Raw genomic sequence first — 23,427 nt, forward strand, 5'->3', positions numbered from 1 at the left:
TCTCACAAGTAAACCCGTTAGTCATTAGACCGGTTCTTTGCTTTTATACAAATTGAAATGGATCTGTATTTACTTCTGAAGGAAAAATCTCTACTTCATAACCCGACTCTACGCACATCTTTTGTAATGTTGCTGTCAGGCCCTTTTTCATTACCTTTTCGACATTATGACCAGGATCAATCATATTCAAGCCCTGCATCTGCGCATCATGGGCTGTGTGATAATAAATATCTCCTGTAACATAAACATCTGCCCCTTGAAACTTGGCATTCATGAAGTATTTATTGCCATCTCCGCCTAAAACTGCTGCTTTTTTAATTTTAGTACTTAAATCACCCACGACACGGACATTTGAAACTTCAAATGCTGTTTTCACTCTTTCCGCAAATTCTCCTAATGTCATTTCTGGAACTTTCCCGATACGGCCAAGACCGAGCACATCTCCTGTGTTCTCAAGCGGGTAGATATCATAGGCCACTTCTTCATATGGATGCGCTTTGATCATCGCAGTAATCGTCTTCTTTAGAAGCGGTTCCGGAACAATGGTCTCAAGTCTCACTTCTTCTACTTCTTCTAACATGCCTGCCTCTCCAAGAAAAGGATTGGTATTTTCACCAGGCAAGAATCTCCCGGTCCCTTTGGCGGAGAATGAACACTGGCTGTAGTTTCCAATAAATCCTGCTCCTGCCTCTCCAAGGACTTTTCTAATAACTTCCGCGTGGCTAACTGGTACAAACACAACTAATTTCTTTAGCTTTGTATTAAAAGTAGGCACCAGTACCTCTGCATCTTGCAGCTCTAGAGCATTTGCAAGAAGGTCATTTACCCCGCCTTTTGCAACATCAAGGTTTGTATGGGCTGCGTAAACAGCAATATCGTGCTTTACTAATTTTTCGAGCATTTTCCCTTGAACCGTATCAGTTAGTAAATTCTTAAGAGGACGATAAATAATCGGATGATGGGCGATAATGAGTTGAACATTTTTTTCAATTGCCTCATCAATTACATTCTCCAGAACATCAAGGGCAATCATTATTCGTTCAACTTTTTTATTTAAGCGGCCAATTTGTAAGCCAATTTTATCCCCTTCCATCGCTAAACCTTTGGGTGAAAACTGTTCAAATAAGTGAATAATTTCGTGACCATTAGGAATCTTCAATCTTAAGAGCCTCCTCTACCAGCTTAATTTTAGCGATGATCTCTTGCCTTTTATTATTCGTTTCAGACGAATGGGCTGCACCTTCAAGTGCCTCAAAAATACGCAACCAATTTTTCATTTCTGCTGTCCACTTTTTCTTAAAAGTCTGATCTTGCTTTTGTACAAGAAATGGCCCCAATAACAGTCCCATATCAAGATTTTTTTTATAGGGCCTATGAGGGTCGCCCCTTTCACTAATCAAAATCTCATAGATTTTTCCATCTTCCTCGAGTATTTCTTCGCCAATAAGTTCCCAGTTATTTTCAATCAGCCATTTCCTGATTGAAATCGCACTAATATTGGGTTGCAAGACAAGACGCTTGACCGAGGCCAGCTTATCTTTACCATTATCTAATATACTTGCGATTAAGGCTCCGCCCATTCCCGCAATTGTAATACAATCGACTTCTCCCTGCTCAATAACTTCCAGTCCATCACCCAATCTTACGGAAATAACCCCTGCTAACCCTTCTGCTAATACATTCTTCTCAGCCGACTGAAAGGGACCCTTGGCTACTTCACCAGCAATAGCAAATGGTAATCCTTCGTTTTTAGCTAAGTAACAAGGTAAATAGGCATGGTCTGAGCCAATATCTGCAAGTCTTGCATCTTTCGGAACATATTTAGAAACCGCAGCTAATCTTGCTGACAATTTATCTGTATTCAATCCAACCACCACTTTTATATGTAATTTACTAAGTATAAAAAAAGTCCTTTACTAATGCAAAGGACTTTTTCTAATTATTTTAGTGTAGCTAACCAATCTGCCATCGCAGCAGCTTGTTCTTCTTTAACAAGACCTGCTGGCATGCCTGTACCTTTACCTTTTGTAACGATGGTCATAAGTTCTTCCTTAGAATACTTACTGCCCACACCTTTTAATTTAGGTCCTACTACCCCTTGATACTGATCGCCATGACAGCCAATACACGATTGCTTGTAAATGTCTTCTGGCTTAGATGCGGCAACCTCTGTTTTCTCATTGCCAGCTCCTTTTTCCTTAGCAACTTCTTTCATATCGCCAAGGCCTTTGAAAGACAAAATTAGAATTAGCACAATTCCAAAAGCCATGATGAGAATGTAAGGAATAACCGGATTTCGCTTCATGATATAACCTCCCTTATGTACGAACGTCTGTTAATTAATAAATATAGTCTACAAACAACTACTATTTTACTTGAAAATGAACAGAAGGAAAAGCCCTAAACTTATTTTATCACTATAATCTTAATAAAAAAAGTTGTATTAGCGCCTGAAGCGGAATTCATCAATCTGGTTTAACATGAAGAAAACAAATTAAATTAAAATGCCTATTTGCAAAATTAGAGACAATTCAGTAAAATGGATTCAAATAGAGAAAGTGCTTACATTTACTAAATTGGTCCAAATGCTATACTCTTTTAAGAAGCAAAAATAGCCTACTTCAGTTATGAAATAGACTATTCAAGCAAATATTTTATTCTAAGAAATCCTTTAATCGTTTGCTGCGACTAGGATGACGTAACTTACGCAATGCCTTTGCTTCAATTTGACGAATACGCTCACGAGTAACACCGAAGACTTTTCCTACCTCTTCGAGTGTACGAGTACGGCCATCATCCAGTCCAAAACGGAGGCGAAGGACATTTTCTTCCCTATCTGTCAAAGTATCCAAGACATCTTCAAGCTGCTCTTTTAATAATTCATAAGCAGCATGCTCTGATGGTGAGGTTGCATCCTGATCTTCAATAAAATCCCCGAGGTGGGAATCATCCTCTTCACCAATAGGTGTTTCCAGTGATACAGGCTCTTGGGCAATTTTCAATATTTCTCTAACTTTATCAGGCGTTAAATCCATATCTTCACCAATTTCTTCCGGTGTTGGCTCGCGGCCAAGATCCTGAAGTAGTTGACGTTGAACACGAATTAGTTTGTTTATGGTTTCAACCATATGCACAGGAATACGGATGGTCCTTGCTTGGTCTGCAATCGCACGTGTAATTGCTTGGCGGATCCACCATGTTGCATAGGTACTAAATTTAAAGCCTTTTCGATAATCGAACTTCTCAACAGCTTTGATCAGACCCATATTACCCTCTTGAATAAGGTCAAGAAACAGCATTCCACGACCTACGTAGCGTTTTGCAATACTTACTACAAGTCGGAGGTTTGCTTCAGCAAGACGTCGTTTTGCTTCTTCGTCGCCCGCTTCAATTCGGTTAGCCAGTTTAATTTCTTCTTCAGCAGAAAGCAAATCAACACGACCGATTTCTTTTAAGTACATACGAACCGGATCATTAATCTTAACCCCGGGTGGGACGCTTAGATCATTTAGATCAAATTCATCATCATCACCTTTAGCTATTTGCTTAGGATTTGGATCTTCTTCACTTTCACCAACTAATTCAATACCTTGATCACCGAGGAACTCGTAAAATTCGTCCATTTGGTGTGAGTCTAATTCAAAATTAGCCAATTTCTCAGCAATATCATCATAGGCAAGGACGCCGGTTTTTTTACCCAGTGCCGTTAACTGGTCTTTCACTTGTTCAAAAGTGAATTCATTCTCCACTTCTTTTGAACGGGCTTGTTTTTCAGCAGCCATATGTGCCCCTCCTTCCAAAATCAAAGACAGTAAAATGAAATCTATAGAGATTTACGCAATTGAATGATTTCCATTGCAATTGCAGCAGCTTTGCCATGATCACTTTGTCGCTCCGCTTCTTTTAGTTCCACTTCTTTTTCTTTTATCTTTAACAATTTTTGATAATTCAACACCTGTTTGATATAATCAGTTAATTCTTGACTGCTTAGCTCGTCGTTTATAGACATCATTTCAATATTAGCAACCATTCTTCTAAGATTATCATCTTGAATATAAGATAAAAACGTACTTGAATCAGGTTCGAGATGATCCTCATAAAATCCTAACAGATAAGTTATTATTGCCTGATGTTCATCGATATTAAACGTGTTTCCCTGTAATAAATCTTGAACTTTATAAGCAACATCTCGATCTTTTAGCATATGAGCGATTAATCGCCTTTCCGCTGTGTAATGTTTCGGTTTAAGCTCACTTTCTTTTTTAGGAATTACAATAGGTTTATTAACAGGCTGGTTTTTTCCGGAAGAATTTCTTTTATCAGCAAAGAACATCTGCTTTTGCTGCTGTTTTAATGCATCTAATGAAAGTGAAAACTCTGCTGCTAGCTGCCGCAAATAATGATCTCTTTCAACCGCTTTATTCAAATTGCTAATTTCTTTAATTATCACTTCGATATAGGCAAGCCTATCTCCTTCTAGCTGAAGATTTTTACCTCTGCGAAAGTAGAGAAATTTGAACGCCATCCACGTTAGACTTGCACCGATAACTTCATTACGAAATTTTTCGGGGCCGTGCTTTTTTATATATTCATCGGGATCCATTCCATCTGGCATCATCGCAACTTTTAACTGAAAACCTGCATTATTGAGATGATTCCCAGCTCGAAAAGCAGCCTCAATTCCAGCCTTATCTGAATCGTAGCAGATGGTTACGGATTGGACACTCTGCCTTAAAAGGGCTATATGTTCATCTGTCAAGGATGTCCCCATCGTGGCAATGCCATTTTCCACACCCGAACGCTCTGCGGATATGACATCAGCAAATCCTTCCAATAAAACAGCATATTGCAATTTTTTTAAACTTGGCTTGGCATTATGATAATTATATAAAATTTTACTTTTATTAAAGATTGGCGTTTCAGGACTATTTAGATATTTGGGCTCTTCGGCCCCTAGTGATCTGCCTGAAAAAGCAATCGTATTACCATTTCGGTCAAAAATTGGAAACATAATCCGATCCCTAAATCGATCGAAGTAAGACCCATCCCTTTCACGTTTGATAATTAATCCGGCTTTCTCCATCCATTCAGGCGGGAAATCTCTTTTAGACAGAAATTTATAAACAAAATCCCATGAATTTAGGGAATACCCAATTTGAAATTTATCAATCGATTCTCTTGTAAATCCTCGGCTTAGCAGATACTCCAAAGCATGCTCGCCTTCTTTTGTATTTACAAGCAAGTGATGGTAAAATTTCTGTAATAGCTCATGAGCCCCCAGAAAAGCTTGGTGCTCTTTAGAAACCTTTTTCTCACCATGCCCCCCAGGTAAATTAATTTCAAGGTCAATATTTACCTTTGAAGCTAGTTTAAGGGCTGCTTCCTGAAAGGAAATACCTTCAAGTTCCATTAAAAAAGAAAAAACATTACCGCCAGCGCCACAGCCAAAACAATGGAAAATTTGTTTATCAATTGATACTGAAAATGATGGGGTACTTTCTCCATGGAATGGACATAATCCGAAGTAATTTCGCCCCTGTTTTTTCAGTTGAACATAATCGCTGATTACTTCGACAATATCAACAGCCTGACGAATTTGATCAATCTTTTCTTCGGCAATGCGCTCTGCCATGAAAACAACTCCATTTGTACTATCAGGTATTCGGCAGGCAATCTTTAAATTCCTGCAAATTTCGACAAAATTTTTGTTAATTCTGGCGTAATCTTAATCGATCTTCGATTTTGATACGGTTTTGGTCCTTTCCCGTTAGATCTACCTTCCCATCGTCACCATATTTTCAGTTTACATATGTAGAATTTTCTTCTTTCATATGGTAATCCAAGGAAGCGACAAAGAGAGAAAAAGTAGTACCTAACTTGGATACTATTTCGACAATCTCTGCCCCGGGCATGAATCCGCATCGACATAAATAGTCGGATTGCCTTTCACATAAGTATTAATTCTACATCTCTCCGCATATTCCTTCTTTAAGTAATAACTTTTATTAAAGGGTTTATGTCGAATTCTTTTTAGGGGGTCCCCTTGACATCTAACAATAAATAGTTTATTCGTTCACAAGCAAGTCTAAACCTAAAAAGAAATATTTTTATCACAATTTTTTATTATAGTACATTTATTATCATTTTACCATAACTTTTTATCATTATTATTCCACTTTCTATCAGTAGAAAACACATAATCTAATGATTATGTGTTAAGGTCTCCCTTTATGAATATAATTTAGGATAACATTTGCCGTTTCTTCCACGGCTTTATTGGTAACATCAATAACAGGACAATTTATTTTCTCCACAATTTTTTCAAAAAAGATTAATTCTGCTTTAATCCGTTCAATATTGGCGTAACTGGCCTTATCATTTAATCCTAAGGAAATTAATCGTTCCTTTCTAATATTATTTAACTTTTCAGGGCTTATTTTCAAACCGAAGCATTTCTCGATTGGAACCCTATAAAGTTCTTCTGGCGGATCAACTTCTGGAACCAGCGGGACATTCGCAACCTTTAAACGTTTATGAGCTAGATACTGGGATAGTGGCGTCTTGGAAGTTCTTGATACACCAATTAAGACAATATCTGCTTTTAATATACCTCTTGGGTCACGACCATCATCATATTTTACGGCGAATTCAATCGCTTCTACTTTTTTAAAATAATCCTCATCTAACTTACGAACAAGGCCCGGCTCACAAAGAGGTGTCTTTCCACTGAAAACTTGAATCTGATCCATGATTGGACCAAGTAAATCAACGGCCAGAATCCCTTCCTTTTCCGTTCTTTCCTTGATGTATGTACGCATTTCAGGTTTGACAAGCGTAAAGGCAATCATAGCTTTATCCAGTAAAACAAGGGAAAGGACTTCATCAATATGCTCCTGATCCTCCACATAGGGAAATCTTTTTAGAGTCATCCCGGAGCCATTAAACTGGCTTATTGCTGCTTTGGTAACTAGTTCAGCTGTTTCCCCCACTGAATCAGATACAACATAAATAATTGGTAAGCTCATTCTCCCTCAACAACCCCTCTTCAAGTTAACTTTCCGTTTGTTACTCATCACCAAGTGCCACAAAGGCCTTTGTAATGTTAGTCTTCGTTAATCGCCCAATAACCTCATATCCATTTTCTGTTTTTCGAACAATTGGCAGAGCATCAATTTGTTTTTCAATTAATTTTTTGGCGATATCAATCAATAAATCATCCCGTTCACACATAGTAATATTTGGCATTCTGGTCATAATAATATTGACAGGAATGGAGGTAAGCTCTTGCTTCCCTATACTTGCCCTAAGCAAATCTTTCCTTGAAAGTACTCCAACAAGAATGGTATTTTGATCCACTACAAATAATGTTCCCACATCCTCAAGGAACATGGTACAAATGGCATCGTAAACGGAGATATTTTCATTCACTACTACAGGAATGGATTGATAATCCTTTACATATATTTTTTGTAGATTTTCGGTCAACAGCTGAGTTCCGGATTTTCCAGTATAAAAATAACCGACGCGCGGTCTTGCATCTAAAAAGCCTGCCATTGTCAATATTGCAAGATCTGGCCTTAATGTGGCTCTGGTCAAACCTAATTGATCTGCAATATGTTCCCCGGTTATTGGCCCATTTTCTTTTACAATTTGTAAAATATGTTCTTGCCGTTTGGTCAGTTCGATAGTTCACACCACCTTTGTATTACTTTTAGAGGAGATTACCCACGACTTTTAAAAGTCATACTTATTAGGAATATTATATACTAATGAATGTATTAAGAAAACTCGCCAAATGGCGAGTTTCACATTAAAACGTCATCTTTTCTTGTAAAAAGCTAACCAGTTCTTGGATTGGGATACGTTTTTGCTCCATTGTATCACGGTCCCGAACTGTAACCATATGGTCTTCTTTAGAATCGAAATCAAAGGTGATACAATACGGTGTCCCGATTTCATCATGACGGCGATAGCGTTTGCCAATAGAACCTGATTCGTCATAATCTACTGAAAAGTGCTTAGCTAAAGCAGCGAATACTTCACGTGCTTCTTCAGACAGCTTTTTCGATAATGGGAGGATTGCCGCCTTAAACGGGGCTATGGCAGGATGAAAATGCATAACCGTTCTAGATGTACCATCTTCAAGCTGTTCCTCGTCATAGGCATCAATTAAGAAGGCTAACGTCACCCGATCAGCTCCTAAAGAAGGTTCGATACAGAATGGTACATACTTCTCATTTGTTTCAGGGTCAAGATAATGGAAATCCTCACCTGAATACTCCATATGCTGCTTCAAATCATAATCAGTTCTTGAGGCAACACCCCAAAGTTCACCCCAGCCAAACGGGAACTTAAATTCAAAATCAGTAGTTGCATTACTATAATGTGATAGTTCATCTTCAGAGTGGTCCCGAAGTCGTAAATTTTCTTTGGTAAGACCTAAAGACATTAACCAGTTTTCAGCAAATTGTTTCCAATAATCAAACCATTTAAGCTCTTCACCCGGTTTACAGAAAAATTCAAGTTCCATTTGTTCAAACTCTCTAGTCCGGAACGTAAAGTTACCTGGAGTTATTTCATTACGAAAACTTTTTCCAATTTGAGCAATACCAAACGGCATTTTCTTTCTCATCGTCCGCTGAACATTTTTAAAATTCACGAAAATACCTTGGGCTGTTTCAGGGCGAAGGAATATTTCATTTGTACTTGATTCAGTTACCCCTTGGAAGGTTTTAAACATTAAATTAAACTGACGAATTCCTGTAAAATCATGACTGCCACAGTCAGGGCAGGCAATATTGTGTTCTTTAACCATTTCTTCCATTTTTTCAAATGGTAAGCCGTCAACAACCAATTCAATCCCTTTTTCATCAAGCGCATTTTCAATTAATTTATCGGCACGATGACGTGCTTTACAATTTTTACAGTCGATCATTGGATCATTAAAGTTCCCAATATGTCCTGAAGCTTCCCATGTACGAGGATTCATCAGAATACTTGCATCTAAGCCAACATTGTACGGCGACTCTTGAACAAATTTTTTCCACCATGCCTGTTTAATATTATTTTTAAATTCAACTCCTAGTGGACCGTAATCCCAAGTATTAGCGAGTCCTCCGTAAATCTCTGATCCTGGAAAAATAAATCCTCTGTGCTTTGCATGTGAGACGATTTGTTCCATTGTTACTTTCATTGTAATTGCTCCTTTTAATAAATTTGCTTTCCAACAAAAAAACTCTCGTTCCTATGCTTATTAGCATAGGGACGAGAGTTACCCGCGGTTCCACCCTAATTGCTGTAAAAATACAGCCTCTTTAATCGTGTTATTTAACACATTAGCTTGCTCAGGAACGCCTTCCTTAGTGCCCTATACCCTAGCTTCCACCACCCTAGGTTCGCTTTTATAGAGATTACTAAGTACTCTTTTCCGTCAATGCAAATATTTTATTAAAGAAAATAATAGCGAAAACTCCAAACATTGTCAACTGGTCAATTATAAAAGATTACGAAATTTATCCATCGAATTAAGAAACTTCTTTGTTTTGAGATGAAGACCCGAGTACTCTTCATAGTAAGAAGTAATAACATTCTTAAGCTCAGCCTTCGTCTCAGCTTTAACAGAAATATTTCCTAACCTAGAAAGATCAAAATAATAAAATAGCCGGATTAATTTAACCGCACTAGGTGATAATTTATAATGGTACGGATCCTTATCTAGGCATCGATGACAGATAAACCCGCCTTCACGAATGGAAAAAGAAAAATGTCCGTCTGTATTACCACAAATGGAACATTGATTCAAGATTGGATTTAAGCCCAATACATTTAACATTTTCATCTCATAAATATTCATGAGTATATCCGGATCATAGCCTTCATTCAAGTAATTTAATGTTTGATAGAGCAATTCAAAATGATAAGGATTTGGTTTTTTTTCTTCCGTGCATTTATCGGTTAACTCGACAATATAACTAGCATAGGCCGTTAAAAAAATGTCTTCACCAATTGACCTTAATGAGGTAGCAGTTTCTCCCTGCTGCATACTTCCTAATCCAGATCCTCTATTAATTAGAAAATAACCATGGGTAAAAAGCTGTGTAATCGAGGAAAGGCGGCTGTTTGGCTTTTTTGCACCACGAGCCATTGCACCAACCTTTCCCCATTCCCTAGTATATAAAGTCACAATCTTATTTGTTTCACCATAATCAGTTGTTCTAATAACAATGCCTTCACACTTTTGAAGCATTATTGTCACCTTCTAAAGTAGCACGAAGACAAACTTATGAAACGGGAAAATCGATTTGTGCTAGCTCATCATTCAGATTTCCGGGTATTTCTTGGTTTTCCTTCTCTAGTTCTTTAATGAGAAGATATGTGTCAATATTGCCTGTTTGAAGGAATACTTTCCACGTAAAATCCATCATCGAAAACCCCACCTTTCATATTTAGCTTAGCTTTCATTCGGTCCCAAACCTTACAATTATCATAGCCTGCCAGCGCAAAAATCATTAGACAAAATATTGTTAATGTTGTCCATGCATAATTTTAAATAAAGGGTAATATTTTTTAGTTAGGGTAATTAGAAAAGAGCTAGCCAATATTAATCAATATTCATCTTCATTGAAGCCATAATCTCGAAGTTGGGACATTTTATTGCGCCAATCTTTTTGAACTTTTACCCATAACTCTAAATACACTTTTGACCCGAGTAGATTTTCAATATCCACTCGTGCACGCTTTCCTATTTCTTTTAACATGCTCCCTTGTTTTCCAATAATAATTCCTTTTTGTGAATCACGTTCAACAATTACTGTTGCCATGACATCAATCATATCTTTCCCTTCTCGCCGCTCCATTTTGTCAAGAACCACAGCTAAAGAGTGGGGAATTTCCTCACGTGTTAAGTGGAGGGCTTTTTCCCTGATTAACTCTGTGATAATAAAGCGTTCGGGGTGATCAGTGACCTGGTCTGCTGGATAGTACTGCGGTCCCTCTGGTAAGAAAGACTTTATCTGACCCAGCAGTTGCTCCACATTGTTACCTTCTAGTGCAGAGATTGGCACAATTTCTTTAAACGGATATTTTTCTCTATATGATTCAATTATCGGCAATAATTGATCAGGGTGTACTTGATCAATTTTATTTATTACAAGGAAGATAGGCGTATTCACTGTTTGGAATTTTTCAAGAATGAATTCTTCACCACGGCCAAATCCTTCTTCAGCATTTACCATAAAAAGAATCAAATCAACCTCTTTAAGCGTATTTACAGCTACCTTCATCATAAAATCGCCTAATTTGTGTTTTGGTTTATGGATACCAGGGGTATCTATAAAAATCATTTGGGCGTCATCTACTGATAATACGCCTTGAATTTTGTTACGGGTGGTTTGTGCCTTATCACTCATTATGGCAATTTTTTGGCCAATCACGCGATTAAGAAATGTAGATTTACCTACATTTGGACGGCCAATAATCGAAATAAAACCTGATTTGTAACCTTTGCTTACGTTCTCATTATTCAGCATGTAAATCCTCCTGGGTGAAGGATATTGCCTTGGTTGCTTCTACAATTAATTGATCAATATTCACTTATGTTCTTCCCTTCCAGCAAGAATCTGCTGTTTCTTTATTTTACCTCAAAATTGTTTGAAAATCATTAGGTTGAGGTAAAATAATTAAAAAATTAGAATTTTCTCATAAATCAGCATGTCTATATATTTTGCTGATAAGTTATTTTACCGAATCCAGTTACCTATTTCAAATGACAGTGAATAAACTTTTTTTCAGCTTGACTTTTTAAAACCTTTGAATATATGGGAAAAAGATAAATATCCCAATTGCAATCGAAAGAACAGCATAGATCAACACCGCACCAGCCGCCACATCCTTTGCCTGTTTTGCTAAAGGATGATACTCAGCTGTAACAAGATCAACAACTCGCTCAATTGCGGTATTCACTAATTCCAATGCAAACATACCCCCGATTGCAATTAGGATAAATAACCATTCCATTTTTGTAATCGAAAAATAATAGGAAACAAGTAAAACAATTATGGAGCAAAATAAATGGCTCTTCATATTTTTCTCTGACTTCAGGGCAACTAAAATTCCCGCGAATGCATTTGAAAATGTACCCAACCATGACTGCTGCGGTCGTTTATCGTTTGAGTCCATACTCATCTAATATTTCCTTTTGCAGTGTGAACATTTCTTTCTCTTCTTCTTCAGTCATATGATCATATCCAAGAAGATGAAGGAAGCCATGTACTGCTAGAAAACCAAGTTCACGTAAAAAGGAATGTCCATATTCTTCTGCCTGCTCAATTGCTTTAGGAATGGAGATAATAATATCACCCAAGACGCGGGGCATATCGGCCCCCATTAGCTCTATCTCTCCTTCTCCAAGTTCCTCCATAGCAAACGAAATAACATCCGTAGGCTTGTCTTTATCGCGGTATTCTCGGTTAATTTCTTGTATTCTTTCATTCGATACAAATGTAATGGAAACTTCGCTATGCGCTTCAACCTTTTGTTTCCTTGCTGCAAAGGTGATTACTCTTTCAATTTCAAGCATTTGTTCTTCAGTCAGGTTTTCAGTTTCGTCGATACAATCAATTAATAATGTCATGCATGCTTCTCCTTCTTTATCATTTCCGGGTATTCAATTCTGGAGTGAAAAATCCCCGTTAAGGTCTCACATAAAGCTTCAGATACAGTTTCAATTTCTCTCATAGTGATATCACAATCATTTAATTGTCCATCTTGAAGACGATCCGCCACAATTTTTTTTACTAATGACTCGATTATTTCAGGCGTAGGCTGGGATAATGAACGAACTGCTGCCTCGACACTATCTGCAATACCAACGACAGCAGACTCTTTTGTTTTTGCCTTTGGACCAGGATAACGGTAATCCGCTTCCTTTATTTCAGTATCCCCCTGGATAGCCTTATGATAAAAGAATTTAAGCAGGGTTGTCCCGTGATGCTGTTCAGCAATCTCAATAATTTCTTTAGGCATATGGTACTTCTTTAAAATATTAGAGCCATCTGTGACATGGGCAATAATGATGCTTGCACTTTTTTCTGGCGGCAGTCGATCATGGGGATTTTCAAGGTGCATCTGGTTCTCAATATAAAAATTCGGACGACGTGTCTTGCCAATATCATGGTAATAACTCCCAACCCTTGCTAAAAGCCCATTTGCCCCGATTGCTTCGCATGCAGATTCCGCTAAATTAGCAACCATTACACTATGGTGATAAGTACCTGGTGCTTCCATTAATATTTTTCGCAATAGTGGATGGTTTGGGTTTGAAAGCTCAATCAGTCTCATCGTCGACAGTATCCCAAAACTCCCCTCCAAAAAAGGCAGTAAACCAATGGTTAAAACAGCTGACCCTATACCTGAAACAAGGGCAGTGATTAAATAATATCCGTATTCTACTCCGGAAAATTGTCCATTAGGCAAATACATTAGCGCTAAAATCGTTAATAGGTTTACGATTGCTGCAAAAGAGCCTGCCTGCAAAATCTTCGAACGCTGATTTTGGTTACTTAGAAATAAAATTCCTGCTAAGGCACTGAATAGGATATAAATTCCCTCTGAAAAGTTAAGTGTCCCTGTAACTCCCTCGTTAAATAAAATACTGCCGCATACTGCCATAATAATTGACATAAGAATGGCAAGCTTTTCATCAATCAAAATCTTAATTAACATTGCCCCTAGTGCTGCAGGGTATAGATAACCGATTCCCGCAAAAGTAAAAATTTGCAGCATGCTGATTATTTTCATAATACTGATTGATAGAATGAAAATAATACCATACAACAGCAAGTCTGTCTGTTTCTTTTCCGGATTGGAGTTTATTTGATAAAAATAAAAATAAATCGAAGATAAAATAATTGATATTAACACCATTAACCCAATGAAGGGTTTAAAGGATCTCTCATTATCCAGGAGGCCAACTAACTTTAACTGTCTAAATATATCTTGGTTAATTAATTCTCCTTCTTCCACTATAATTTGACCCTGAAGAATTTTTGCTGGCTCCACGCTTTCTACTGCTTGCTGCCGAAGTTCCTCTGTCGCATTAGGATCATAAAATTCATTTTGAATCACAGCATATCTGCCGAGTTCAATGGCACCATTTCTTAAATTATCATTTAATGTGGTATATTTTAATTCTTCCTCCACTCTTTTTTTGGCATTCTCTACTTCGTCAGCAGAAATCCGCTTGGCCATAACATTATTAATCGCCGTAACCGTTAAATCCTTCGCAATCGATAATTCATCATTACTAGCCTGGACTAAAGCCATAAAAACCCGGTCAGAAAGTCCTTTTGATACATTCGGTGTTAATTTAGCTTTTAAACTAGTCATTTTTTCGGAATCACTAGGCTCCGTTTTTTCTGGCTTTTCTTCTGTAGTCAGCTCTTCAAACTTCTTCATTTGTTCATTTATTTCATCATTCACTTCAGTAGCTGCTTTAAATATGGAGCTGATCAAATCCACTCGATTTTGCGTGTATTCTTTCTTTAAGGCGTATACATCTTGTACTTGGTCAAGAGCATCCTTGCGTTTATTTTCTGTACTTTTCTTATCCTCCACTGTCCCGGGGGAACGAATTGTTTTTTCTGCTACAGAAAACAAACTAATATCTAATTTTTCTGGTTTCACATTACTATACATTGCTGCAAATAATACAGTACCTAGCATAATAAAAAATAGAACTAGAAAAAAAGTGATATCTAGCAGCTTACGAATCCGTATGAAGTATTGCTGTAGTTTACCCAACTATATCCCTCCAAAGCACGGCCCTTTAAATGATTCATGAAAAATCATTTTTCTCAAAAATTGTCATATTTTCACTGTTTCTGCTTTATGTAAAATGATAACAGTTTTTCTATTAAGTTTCACCTATCTTTAAAAGAAGTTGTTTGAAGTCTGTCTTTTCAATGAAAAAGAGGCAAACCACAAATAGGTTTACCTCACATTACATTATTGCTGCTCAAGCTTGTTCTCGTAAGCCTCGATAATTCTGCCCACAAGTGGATGGCGAACCACGTCAGCTGTTTCTAAAAAGACAAAGGAGATACCTTTTACATTTTTCAAAATGCTTTCGGCTGCAATTAAGCCTGATTTAGCCCCTTTTGGCAAATCAATCTGAGTTTGATCACCCGTAATAACCATTTTTGACCCAAAGCCAAGCCTTGTCAAAAACATTTTCATTTGGGCGTGTGTGGTATTTTGGGCCTCATCGAGTATAACAAAAGCATCATCCAATGTACGCCCTCTCATATAAGCAAGCGGGGCAATTTCAATCGTTCCTCGTTCAATTAACCTTTGCGTATGTTCAGCACCAAGCACATCATGTAGAGCATCATATAGCGGCCGTAGATATGGGTCTACCTTCTCTTTTAAATCACCGGGTAGAAAGCCAAGACTTTCACCTGCCTCAACAGCAGGTCTTGTTAAAAGGATTTTATTTACTTGTCCGTTTTTGAGAGCACCCACGGCCATGACGACAGCAAGATAAGTTTTCCCTGTCCCGGCAGGACCAATTCCAAATACAAGATCTGTCTTCTTAATGGCCGAAACATATTCTCTTTGTCCAAGTGTCTTAATCCTAATGGTTTTACCTTTAACATTTTTACCGATTTCTTCATCATACAAATTCACAAAATATTCAAGTGTCCCAGCATTCGCCATTTGGACCGCGTAGAGGACATCTCTTTGACTAATATTTATTCCCTTTCGAATCACAATCATTAATTTATTCAGGATTTGTCCTGCCAGATTTACTTTTTCCTCGTCACCTGATAAACTGACAGCTTCACCTCGAGTAATGATCGTAACATCAAGCTCTTGTTCAATTATTTTTAAATTAGAATCAGAATTCCCCAGCAAACTAATTGCTTCTGCAGGATTTTCAAGTTGTACATTAATGGTAGTTAACTTTTCTGTCATTCACTGGTCTCCTTGGAAATCGGTTGTCCGACTGCAATATTTTCAATTACCTTAAAATGAATATCCAGTATAACTTTACCATTCTTAATTGCTTTGTGTAAAATTTTTTCATCTTTTATAATAGCATCTTCATCTATGCGCCCTTTTATTTGTTTTTTTGCTAACTCAATGGCAATTTGTTGGGCGTCTTTATTTGAATAGGTGCGCTGTACTTCTTCTCGTTCTCGAAGTGTCTTATTGAGATATGAAATTGGCAATTCCCACTTCAAGAAATGAATCTTGTGAACATTCTCTTCTGTTTCATAGTTACTAAATTCCGGCTTACCAAAGCCCCAAACAGGGAGTTCATAATTACCAAGTAAAATAAAATGCTTTTCTTTTTCTTTACCGCTAAAAACTTTAAAATTAGTGACTAACGGAAGCTCAACATGACTCTTATACCAAGTTTCCCCCCACACTTCTCCTTTGGCTGCAACCAATTCTGGAGTACCCTCTTGTCCAATTGCACCCGAAACGAGTAATTGTCCTGGCTCCACATGATCATTAATATCGACCACTTTTTGGCCATTTTCAATATACATATTAACAATGATTGCTTTCTTTTTGGCGATTAGGTTCCTCGGTGATAATTGTTTTGGCTTTTGCGGCTCATTTTTTTCAACCACTTGAAGGTGAAAGGTTGTCCCTTTTAATTCCACTCCAACCCATGTCAATTCACCGATATTATTAGTCAGTTTTCTTTGAATCCCTTCTACATTATCTACAAAAAATTGCAATTTCCCTATTTGCACACCCATCTTGTCCAATTCTTTGCGAATCTGATACTCTGTCGCTGGTTTTGCCCCTTTTATTTCAATTCCCCAAATAACATTGGAGAGGAACATTAAGATCAGCAGGAAAATTCCTGCCCCTCCCAAAAAGCCACTATTTTTAATGGCTCTCTTTAGTAGAAAAGGCACCCCGCTCCTTCGTAAAAAGGATATGGTGCAATCACTTTTACGAGCATAATGCCTGATGTTCTTGGCATCCATGAGTCTCATCTTAAATGTTATCGTTTCAGTCCCATGCCGTTTAACATTCCAAATAAGAAGACCATTCCTAGTCAGAACGTTTAAAAAACGTTCAGTCCCCTTTCCTGATACTTTAACAGTTACCCTGCCATAAAAAAATTCGATCCACTGGTTTTTCATTTTTCTCCTCCCGGATTATCATTTATATAAATGACCTGATCAATTTTCCCTTCGAGCAAAATTTCTTCAGGCAAAATCGTTTTAATGACAAATGATTTACCTTTTATTAATAACTGCCCTTGCTTTAATAGCAGTCGGAGTTCTCTATCAGTAAATACAAGTAAACCCCGATGGTTCTCTATATATACATGGATTTGCCCAATCATCGTAATGCGGGGTAAATCCATCATGACATCTTCAGGAAGATCCATTTTTTTAGCCATCCAGTTACGAACCCGCCCGGCCCATTTTTTTGCCATAAAAAAAGAACCCCCTTTCATCTCATATTTATGAAACGAAGGGAGGTTCTAGCACACCTTTTTCTATTTAGCTATCTTGATTTACATCTAACTCTTTCTTGTGAAAAAGGGTTTTTTTGAACGCGGCTCACCCAGAATTTCTGACCAAACCATACCATTAATGAGCGTTTTTTCATCCGGATAAAGAGAAACGATCCCGCCTTCCTCTTGCCCAGACTTCACTACTACTTTATCTATGTTTTGCTGAGCTCCTGACATTCCAATCCGTTTAACCTCAGACTCTTGTTTCAACTGCAGGTATTTATTTTCGAGCTTTTCTTGATGATCCAATTGAGTTTCTGAGCGTGTATTCTTTGTTTTTAAGGCTTCGGTCGTTGGAATTTCATCTTGATTGAGTTGTTTTTTAACCAGTGTCCGAATTTCCTCAAAGGTTTCCATTGTAAATGTTTTAGGTCTAGAGTGTCCGGATTGTCCTGTCTTACCTTTTGCATTACGGAAAATAATCGAAACAATCCCGATGATAATCATAAATACTACGGTCTCCAAAAATCATCACCCCTTTAATATCCCAAAGCGGGTTTTATTGTCCGTCCTTTTTATCTCCCGTTATCTTGCCAATTGAACCTCTCATTTCAGTGTCAGCCGCTATATTTTTATAGTTCATATAGTCCATAACGCCAATATTCCCTGTTTTAAGAGCCTCAGCCATGGCAAGCGGTACTTGTGCTTCTGCTTCTACGACCTTTGCTCTCATCTCCTGTACCTTTGCCTTCATTTCCTGCTCTGTAGCGACAGCCATAGCCCTACGCTCTTCTGCTTTTGCTTGGGCAATTTTCTTATCGGCTTCCGCTTGCTCCGTTTGTAGCTCGGCACCGATGTTTCTACCTAAATCGACATCGGCAATATCAATCGATAGAATTTCAAAAGCGGTACCAGCATCTAATCCTTTAGCTAAGACTGTTTGCGAAATCAGTTCAGGGTTCTCGAGTACTTTACTATGGTCAAGTGAGGAACCAATCGTCGATATGACCCCTTCACCAACACGAGCTACAACAGTATCTTCACCCGCACCTCCGACAAGACGGTCGATATTAGCACGAACGGTAATTCTTGCTTTTGCCTTTACTTCAATCCCATTCATAGCCACACCTGCAATAAATGGAGTTTCAATTACCTTTGGGTTTACACTCATTTGGACTGCTTCTAAAACGTCACGTCCGGCTAGGTCAATAGCAGCACAACGTTCAAACGATAATTCAATATTTGCCCGATGTGCAGCAATTAGTGCATTAACTACTCGATCAACATTCCCGCCGGCAAGATAATGACTTTCCAGTTGATTAGTGGTAACGTTTAACCCGGCTTTATGGGCCTTTATGAGGGGATTAACCACTCTGCTTGGTGTTACCCTCCTAAGTCTCATCCCAACCAATGTGAAGATACTTATACGGACTCCTGCTGCTAGTGCAGATATCCACAACATGACAGGTACAAAGGATAATAAAATCCCCAATAAGATTAAAGCTACAATTACAACTGCAATAATAAAAATGGTACCATTTCCTACAATCATTTTCTAACCCCCTTCATTTCTTATACCTCTCTAACAACAATTCGTGCTCCTTCAACTTTAATGACTTTAACGGCAGCATTCTGATCAATAAAGCCGCCTTCGCTTACTACATCAACTCTTTCGTTGTTAATAATAACAGTCCCAGCTGGCCGTAAAATGGTAAGGGCAATCCCTTCTTTTCCTAACAGATCAATACGATTAATATTGGAAACATATCCATCTTCTTTTTTAGCTGAATCAAATAACACCATTTTATTAAATAAAACAAGTTTCTTGTCAAAAATCTTAATCATCATAAAGAATACAAGTACGGATAAGAAAATAGCGATTAAGATAGATACCCCAATTTGAATAGCATCTTCACTCGCTAAAAAAAGACTTAATATTAATGCAGCAACACCCAATGTGCCGGAGATTGCCCCGGGTAAAAAGAATTCAAGGAATATAAGGAGTAATCCTGCTACAAATAATAATAAAGTGCCATAACCCGCAAGCCCTGCTTGAAAATGCCCATAAAAAAATAAAATGAGCGCAAACACACCGATAAACCCTGCCACACCGAATTTAGATGAAAAAAGCTCCAATACAATTCCGATTCCCGCAATCGATAATAGTACGGTTACAACAATCGGGTCAGTAAGAAATTCTGTCATTCGAGAGCCTCCTTTCGTTCTTTAGCTTCGACTATAATTATTACGTATGAAAATCAATTAAGTTTCATTAATTGATAAATAAAAAGACCACAAGCCAAAGGCCTGCAGTCTTTACGTCAGAATACTATGAAAGGTGTTGTTGTACAAGTTTATTTACAAGTGCCCCATCTGCTTTACCCTTTACTTTAGGCATAATGGCAGACATCACTTTTCCCATTTCTGCTTTTGACTTTGCGCCGACTTCAGAAATTGTTTCTTTTACAACCTCTGCCAGTTCCTCTTCAGAAAGCTGTTTTGGCATATACAATTCAACAATAGCCAACTCCGTGCGCAACTTATCAACTAGGTCTTCACGACCAGCTTTACCAAATTCATGGAGGGAGTCTTTGCGTTGTTTTACTTCGCGAGAAAGGATTGTTAACTCAACATCATCGGTAAGCTCTTTAGTACCGAGCTTAATAGCTTCATTTTGTAAAGAAGCTTTCACCATCCGAATAACTGAGAGTTTGTCTTTTTCCTTGTTTCTCATCGCTTGTTTCATATCATTGTTCAAACGCTCGAGAAGACTCATATATTACACCCTCTCTTAAAACTTACGTTTTCTAGCTGCTTCAGACTTTTTCTTACGTTTAACACTTGGCTTTTCATAGAATTCGCGCTTTCTTGCCTCTTGCAAAGTACCAGTTTTTGATACTGTACGTTTGAAGCGACGAAGAGCATCTTCAAGCGATTCGTTTTTACGAACGACGGTTTTAGACATTCTCTTTCCCTCCCTCCGAAACACAACACACTAACATTCAATCCATGTACCTTGCAATTATAATATAACCTTGATACAAGGTCAACTGAAATTCACAGTGATATTCCAAGCATTTTATTTTTTTATTCATTCAAACGATGACTTGTCTTTATTTACCTTAAAACTGGCATGTCCCTCTAAGTCGTACCATACAATGAAGCGAGGGGGGCCTATATAATGCTTTACATACTATTATTTGTTCTTTGCATTTTATTATTTATTTTTGGGATGACCATTATTAGATTTGCATTGTTTAATTTATCTGCCAATAAATTAAAAGGCTGGTTAATTAAATTGACCAGTACTCCCTTAAAAGGGATGCTGACAGGGACATTCATCACTGCACTTTTACAGAGCAGTACCGCAGTAATGGTAATTACGATTGGATTAATCTCAGCAAGAATCATGACATTCCCGCAGTCAATTGGGATTATTCTTGGCACAAATATTGGAACTACTTTTAAAACAGAATTAATTACCTTTAATATCGATAAAGTCCTCCTTCCTTTCGCAATTTGTGGAGCCTTGCTTATTTTATTTAAAAATAAAAAAGCGAGAAGTATTGGGATGCTGCTCTTTGGAATCTCCTCAGTTTTTGCCGCTATGAAAGGCTTCGAGATGCTAGCAGTCCCATTAACATCGATGAGTTTTATCAATAATTTTATCCTCTCCATAAATGATCAACTTCTTTTAAGCCTGTTAACTGGTACAATCATGACAGCTATTATTCAATCGAGTACGGCCATGACCGGTATTGCAATGAGCTTTCTACTAACCGGTTCCTTGCAGCTTGATGCAGGAATCGCGATTGTCCTTGGTGCAAATATTGGTACATGTATCACCGCCCTTATTGCTTCCATTGGCGGCGGGAAAGAATCGAGACTAGCAGCATTTGCGCATGTTTGGCTTAATGTTTTTGGCGTATTGCTTTTTATCCCGCTCATTCCAACACTTACGGACAATGCCTCACTACTTGCCGATACAAAAAATGTCCAATTAGCCCATATAAGTGTCATTTTTAATGTTGCCACCTCTATAATCGTCTTACCTTTTGCAACGAGATTTGGAAAGATGATTTTATTTTTACATGATAGAAAACCAAAAAAGACCACATAAAAAGACGGCCTTTTGATAAGTCAAGTCCTAAATATTGTGTGAATTTGAAAACAATGTCGACTATACCTATTGATTGAGCTACTTACTTGGGTTAAACGGCTAATTCCTCCTTAACATTTTTCGAGCGTTACTTCCATGGGTTTCAATCTCCATATCCAGTCAAGGGTGTCAAAGGCGGTTTTTCCTTTGATAGCCTTGACTGGATATGGAATAATCCATAAATGGAAGTACGTTGAAAATTAAATACAGCTACCTTTTAATAGATTTTTGCTTTGAATAAATGGTCTCTTGATAGTGCATTAAAACAGCTCCGACTAAACGAAAAGCAGATTGTGTATTTGGGAAGATACGTATAACTTTTTCTCTTCTTCGGACTTCCTGATTTAAACGCTCAAGAGAATTAGTACTACGGATATGACAACGCATGTCCTCTGGGTGTTCCATGTATTGAATGGTATCTTCGAATCCTTCATCTAATATTGTTAGAGCTTTTTCGTATTTAGGATCATCTCCAAACTGCGCCATCAGTTCATCCTTGAATTTTCGCATATCCTCAATTTTGACTGCATCAAAAATACGTTTAATCATCATACGTATTTCATCTGATCCTTTTTTTGGAAGCTTTTCTATGATATTACGTTTAAAATGGACGTTACACCTTTGCCAGCTAGTCCCAATAAATTCACGTAGAATCGCTTTTGAAGCCCTTGGTGAGCATCTGAAATGACAAGCTTTGGGGATTGAAGCCCACGGGATTTAAGTTGTTGGAGAAAGCGACTCCAACTTTCAAAACTTTCAGCATGATCTACATGTAAACCAAGTATTTCTCGTTTTTTGTTTTCTGTAATAGCAGTGGCAATATAAACAGCCTTTGAGACGACACGGTAATGTTCACGCACTTTTATATACATTGCATCTACAAAAACAAAAGGATAATACCTTAAATTTAAGGGCCGTTTGGCCCAGTCATTGATAATAGGATCAAGCTTCTGAGTAAGTGAAGAAACAAACGATTTTGAGATACTTTCACCGCAAAGTTGTTCCACGATATGTGTAACTTTTCGTGTAGAGACGCCATTGATAACCATCTCTAGCATAGAGAGAACTAGTGCCTGGTCACACCGTGAGTATTTCTCAAAAACTGAAGGTGAGAATTCACCATTACGAGTTCTAGGAACTTTAAGTTTTATTTTACCGATACTCATCGTTAATTCCCGTTCATAATAGCCATTTCGGTAGTCACGACGCTCACAAGAGCGTTCATACGAAGCAGCGTGTAAATAATCATCTCTTTCTTTCTCCATGTACTCATTCAAAACTAGAACAACAGCTGATTTAACAACTGTGTCTATATTTGAATTCATTACTGATTCTTTTAAAAGATCCATATCTAGGCTAAACTGTAATTGGGGCATTCTTATTCTCTTCTCATTGTTTATCGTCGTTGAAAACATTGTTTCCAAGAGGGATAAAAATGACCCCTTATTTTTACACAATTATACGGACTTAATCTTTTGATATACAATTTAGCTTAAAAAAGTGCTTAGAGTATTCAGTGAGATTTAAAATAAGCGGAGATTTTCCGGTTAAACTGCAACAGAGAGCTCGGTTCGGGGTATATAAGCGGAGGATTTCCGGTTAAGCAAAGCAAAATTACCCATTTTCATGTTTTTTGAGCAAATAGCCGGAATTCTTCCGACTATTTAAGCTATTTTCAGTGCTATTTCCTTAATAAGAGGAATTTCTCCGCTTATTTATCAAACCCGATGCCTAACCTGCCCCCCCCATCCGACAAGAGCGGACCATCCCTCCCAGACCCAGATGA

The 23,427-nt window shown here is 37.7% G+C and carries 23 protein-coding genes, 1 pseudogene and 1 other annotated feature; of the genes and pseudogenes, 1 reads left to right on the forward strand and 23 read right to left on the reverse strand.

All coding sequences use genetic code 11. The features are described from left to right. Positions 1-43 precede the first annotated feature (43 nt). From BDR01S_RS05045 to rpsU, 22 genes are all read right to left on the reverse strand, one after another. Positions 44-1,159, reverse strand: a complete 1,116-nt coding sequence (locus BDR01S_RS05045) for a Nif3-like dinuclear metal center hexameric protein (protein ID WP_066257658.1) — start codon at positions 1,157-1,159, stop codon at positions 44-46. Then, positions 1,146-1,865, reverse strand: a complete 720-nt coding sequence (locus BDR01S_RS05050; protein WP_066257660.1) for a tRNA (adenine(22)-N(1))-methyltransferase — start codon at positions 1,863-1,865, stop codon at positions 1,146-1,148. Before BDR01S_RS05050 ends, BDR01S_RS05045 begins: the two co-directional genes overlap by 14 nt. Positions 1,866-1,939: 74 nt before the next feature. Then, a complete protein-coding gene (gene cccA / locus BDR01S_RS05055; RefSeq protein WP_066257662.1) occupies positions 1,940-2,305 on the reverse strand; it encodes a cytochrome c550 in 366 nt (121 codons plus the stop codon). Positions 2,306-2,654: 349 nt separating this feature from the next. Further along, entirely contained in the window at positions 2,655-3,782 is a 1,128-nt protein-coding gene (gene rpoD / locus BDR01S_RS05060) for an RNA polymerase sigma factor RpoD (protein WP_066257665.1), read from the reverse strand. A 41-nt stretch (positions 3,783-3,823) separates the two neighbouring features. After that, positions 3,824-5,632, reverse strand: a complete 1,809-nt coding sequence (gene dnaG, locus BDR01S_RS05065) for a DNA primase (RefSeq protein WP_066257667.1) — start codon at positions 5,630-5,632, stop codon at positions 3,824-3,826. 583 nt (positions 5,633-6,215) lie between these two features. Then, positions 6,216-7,025, reverse strand: coding sequence for a pyruvate, water dikinase regulatory protein (locus tag BDR01S_RS05070; RefSeq protein ID WP_066257669.1), 810 nt, complete (start codon positions 7,023-7,025; stop codon positions 6,216-6,218). A gap of 40 nt (positions 7,026-7,065) precedes the next feature. Further along, positions 7,066-7,686 carry a transcriptional regulator CcpN gene (gene ccpN / locus BDR01S_RS05075; RefSeq protein ID WP_066257670.1) on the reverse strand — a complete coding sequence of 207 codons (621 nt, stop codon included), beginning with the start codon at positions 7,684-7,686 and terminating at the stop codon, positions 7,066-7,068. A gap of 124 nt (positions 7,687-7,810) precedes the next feature. Next, entirely contained in the window at positions 7,811-9,193 is a 1,383-nt protein-coding gene (locus BDR01S_RS05080) for a glycine--tRNA ligase (RefSeq protein WP_066257671.1), read from the reverse strand. Between the two features lie 64 nt (positions 9,194-9,257). Next, positions 9,258-9,443 (reverse strand) — a binding site (T-box leader). Between the two features lie 50 nt (positions 9,444-9,493). Continuing rightward, positions 9,494-10,246 (reverse strand): DNA repair protein RecO, encoded by a 753-nt coding sequence (gene recO, locus BDR01S_RS05085; RefSeq protein WP_066257672.1) that lies wholly within the window; start codon positions 10,244-10,246, stop codon positions 9,494-9,496. A gap of 34 nt (positions 10,247-10,280) precedes the next feature. After that, entirely contained in the window at positions 10,281-10,424 is a 144-nt protein-coding gene (locus BDR01S_RS24755; protein ID WP_066257674.1) for a YqzL family protein, read from the reverse strand. Between the two features lie 180 nt (positions 10,425-10,604). Beyond that, positions 10,605-11,528 carry a GTPase Era gene (gene era / locus BDR01S_RS05090; protein WP_157406109.1) on the reverse strand — a complete coding sequence of 308 codons (924 nt, stop codon included), beginning with the start codon at positions 11,526-11,528 and terminating at the stop codon, positions 10,605-10,607. A 271-nt stretch (positions 11,529-11,799) separates the two neighbouring features. Further along, positions 11,800-12,183 carry a diacylglycerol kinase family protein gene (locus BDR01S_RS05095; RefSeq protein WP_066257676.1) on the reverse strand — a complete coding sequence of 128 codons (384 nt, stop codon included), beginning with the start codon at positions 12,181-12,183 and terminating at the stop codon, positions 11,800-11,802. Then, positions 12,161-12,631 carry an rRNA maturation RNase YbeY gene (ybeY, locus tag BDR01S_RS05100; RefSeq protein ID WP_066257678.1) on the reverse strand — a complete coding sequence of 157 codons (471 nt, stop codon included), beginning with the start codon at positions 12,629-12,631 and terminating at the stop codon, positions 12,161-12,163. The genes BDR01S_RS05095 and ybeY overlap by 23 nt, the downstream gene beginning before the upstream one ends. Beyond that, complete coding sequence (locus tag BDR01S_RS05105) at positions 12,628-14,799, reverse strand: HD family phosphohydrolase (RefSeq protein ID WP_066257680.1); 2,172 nt, start codon at positions 14,797-14,799, stop codon at positions 12,628-12,630. Before BDR01S_RS05105 ends, ybeY begins: the two co-directional genes overlap by 4 nt. 204 nt (positions 14,800-15,003) lie before the next feature. Next, positions 15,004-15,972 (reverse strand): PhoH family protein, encoded by a 969-nt coding sequence (locus tag BDR01S_RS05110; RefSeq protein WP_066257682.1) that lies wholly within the window; start codon positions 15,970-15,972, stop codon positions 15,004-15,006. Further along, on the reverse strand, positions 15,969-17,162 hold the full coding sequence (yqfD, locus tag BDR01S_RS05115; protein WP_066257684.1) for a sporulation protein YqfD: 1,194 nt from the start codon (positions 17,160-17,162) through the stop codon (positions 15,969-15,971). The genes BDR01S_RS05110 and yqfD overlap by 4 nt, the downstream gene beginning before the upstream one ends. Next, on the reverse strand, positions 17,159-17,461 hold the full coding sequence (yqfC, locus tag BDR01S_RS05120; protein ID WP_066257686.1) for a sporulation protein YqfC: 303 nt from the start codon (positions 17,459-17,461) through the stop codon (positions 17,159-17,161). Before yqfC ends, yqfD begins: the two co-directional genes overlap by 4 nt. 87 nt (positions 17,462-17,548) lie before the next feature. Continuing rightward, entirely contained in the window at positions 17,549-18,007 is a 459-nt protein-coding gene (locus tag BDR01S_RS05125) for a YqfB family membrane protein (protein WP_066257688.1), read from the reverse strand. A gap of 34 nt (positions 18,008-18,041) precedes the next feature. After that, positions 18,042-19,034: a flotillin-like protein FloA gene (gene floA, locus BDR01S_RS05130; protein WP_169801411.1), complete on the reverse strand. Its 993-nt coding sequence runs from the start codon at positions 19,032-19,034 to the stop codon at positions 18,042-18,044. A 20-nt stretch (positions 19,035-19,054) separates the two neighbouring features. Beyond that, a complete protein-coding gene (locus BDR01S_RS05135) occupies positions 19,055-19,687 on the reverse strand; it encodes an NfeD family protein (protein WP_066257690.1) in 633 nt (210 codons plus the stop codon). 124 nt (positions 19,688-19,811) lie between these two features. Further along, a complete protein-coding gene (locus tag BDR01S_RS05140) occupies positions 19,812-20,258 on the reverse strand; it encodes a GatB/YqeY domain-containing protein (RefSeq protein ID WP_066257692.1) in 447 nt (148 codons plus the stop codon). Between the two features lie 15 nt (positions 20,259-20,273). Then, a complete protein-coding gene (gene rpsU, locus BDR01S_RS05145; RefSeq protein WP_007087607.1) occupies positions 20,274-20,447 on the reverse strand; it encodes a 30S ribosomal protein S21 in 174 nt (57 codons plus the stop codon). A gap of 216 nt (positions 20,448-20,663) precedes the next feature. Here rpsU and BDR01S_RS05150 point away from each other — a divergent pair, with 216 nt between their 5' ends. Next, on the forward strand, positions 20,664-21,602 hold the full coding sequence (locus BDR01S_RS05150; RefSeq protein WP_066257694.1) for a Na/Pi symporter: 939 nt from the start codon (positions 20,664-20,666) through the stop codon (positions 21,600-21,602). Between the two features lie 249 nt (positions 21,603-21,851). On the opposite strand, the pseudogene BDR01S_RS05155 reads toward BDR01S_RS05150, so the two are convergent. After that, positions 21,852-23,017: pseudogene (locus BDR01S_RS05155) on the reverse strand (IS256 family transposase). Between the last annotated feature and the right edge of the window lie 410 nt (positions 23,018-23,427).

The organism is Neobacillus drentensis NBRC 102427, assembly GCF_001591445.1.
GTDB classification, from domain to species: Bacteria; Bacillota; Bacilli; order Bacillales; family Cytobacillaceae; genus Neobacillus; species Neobacillus drentensis.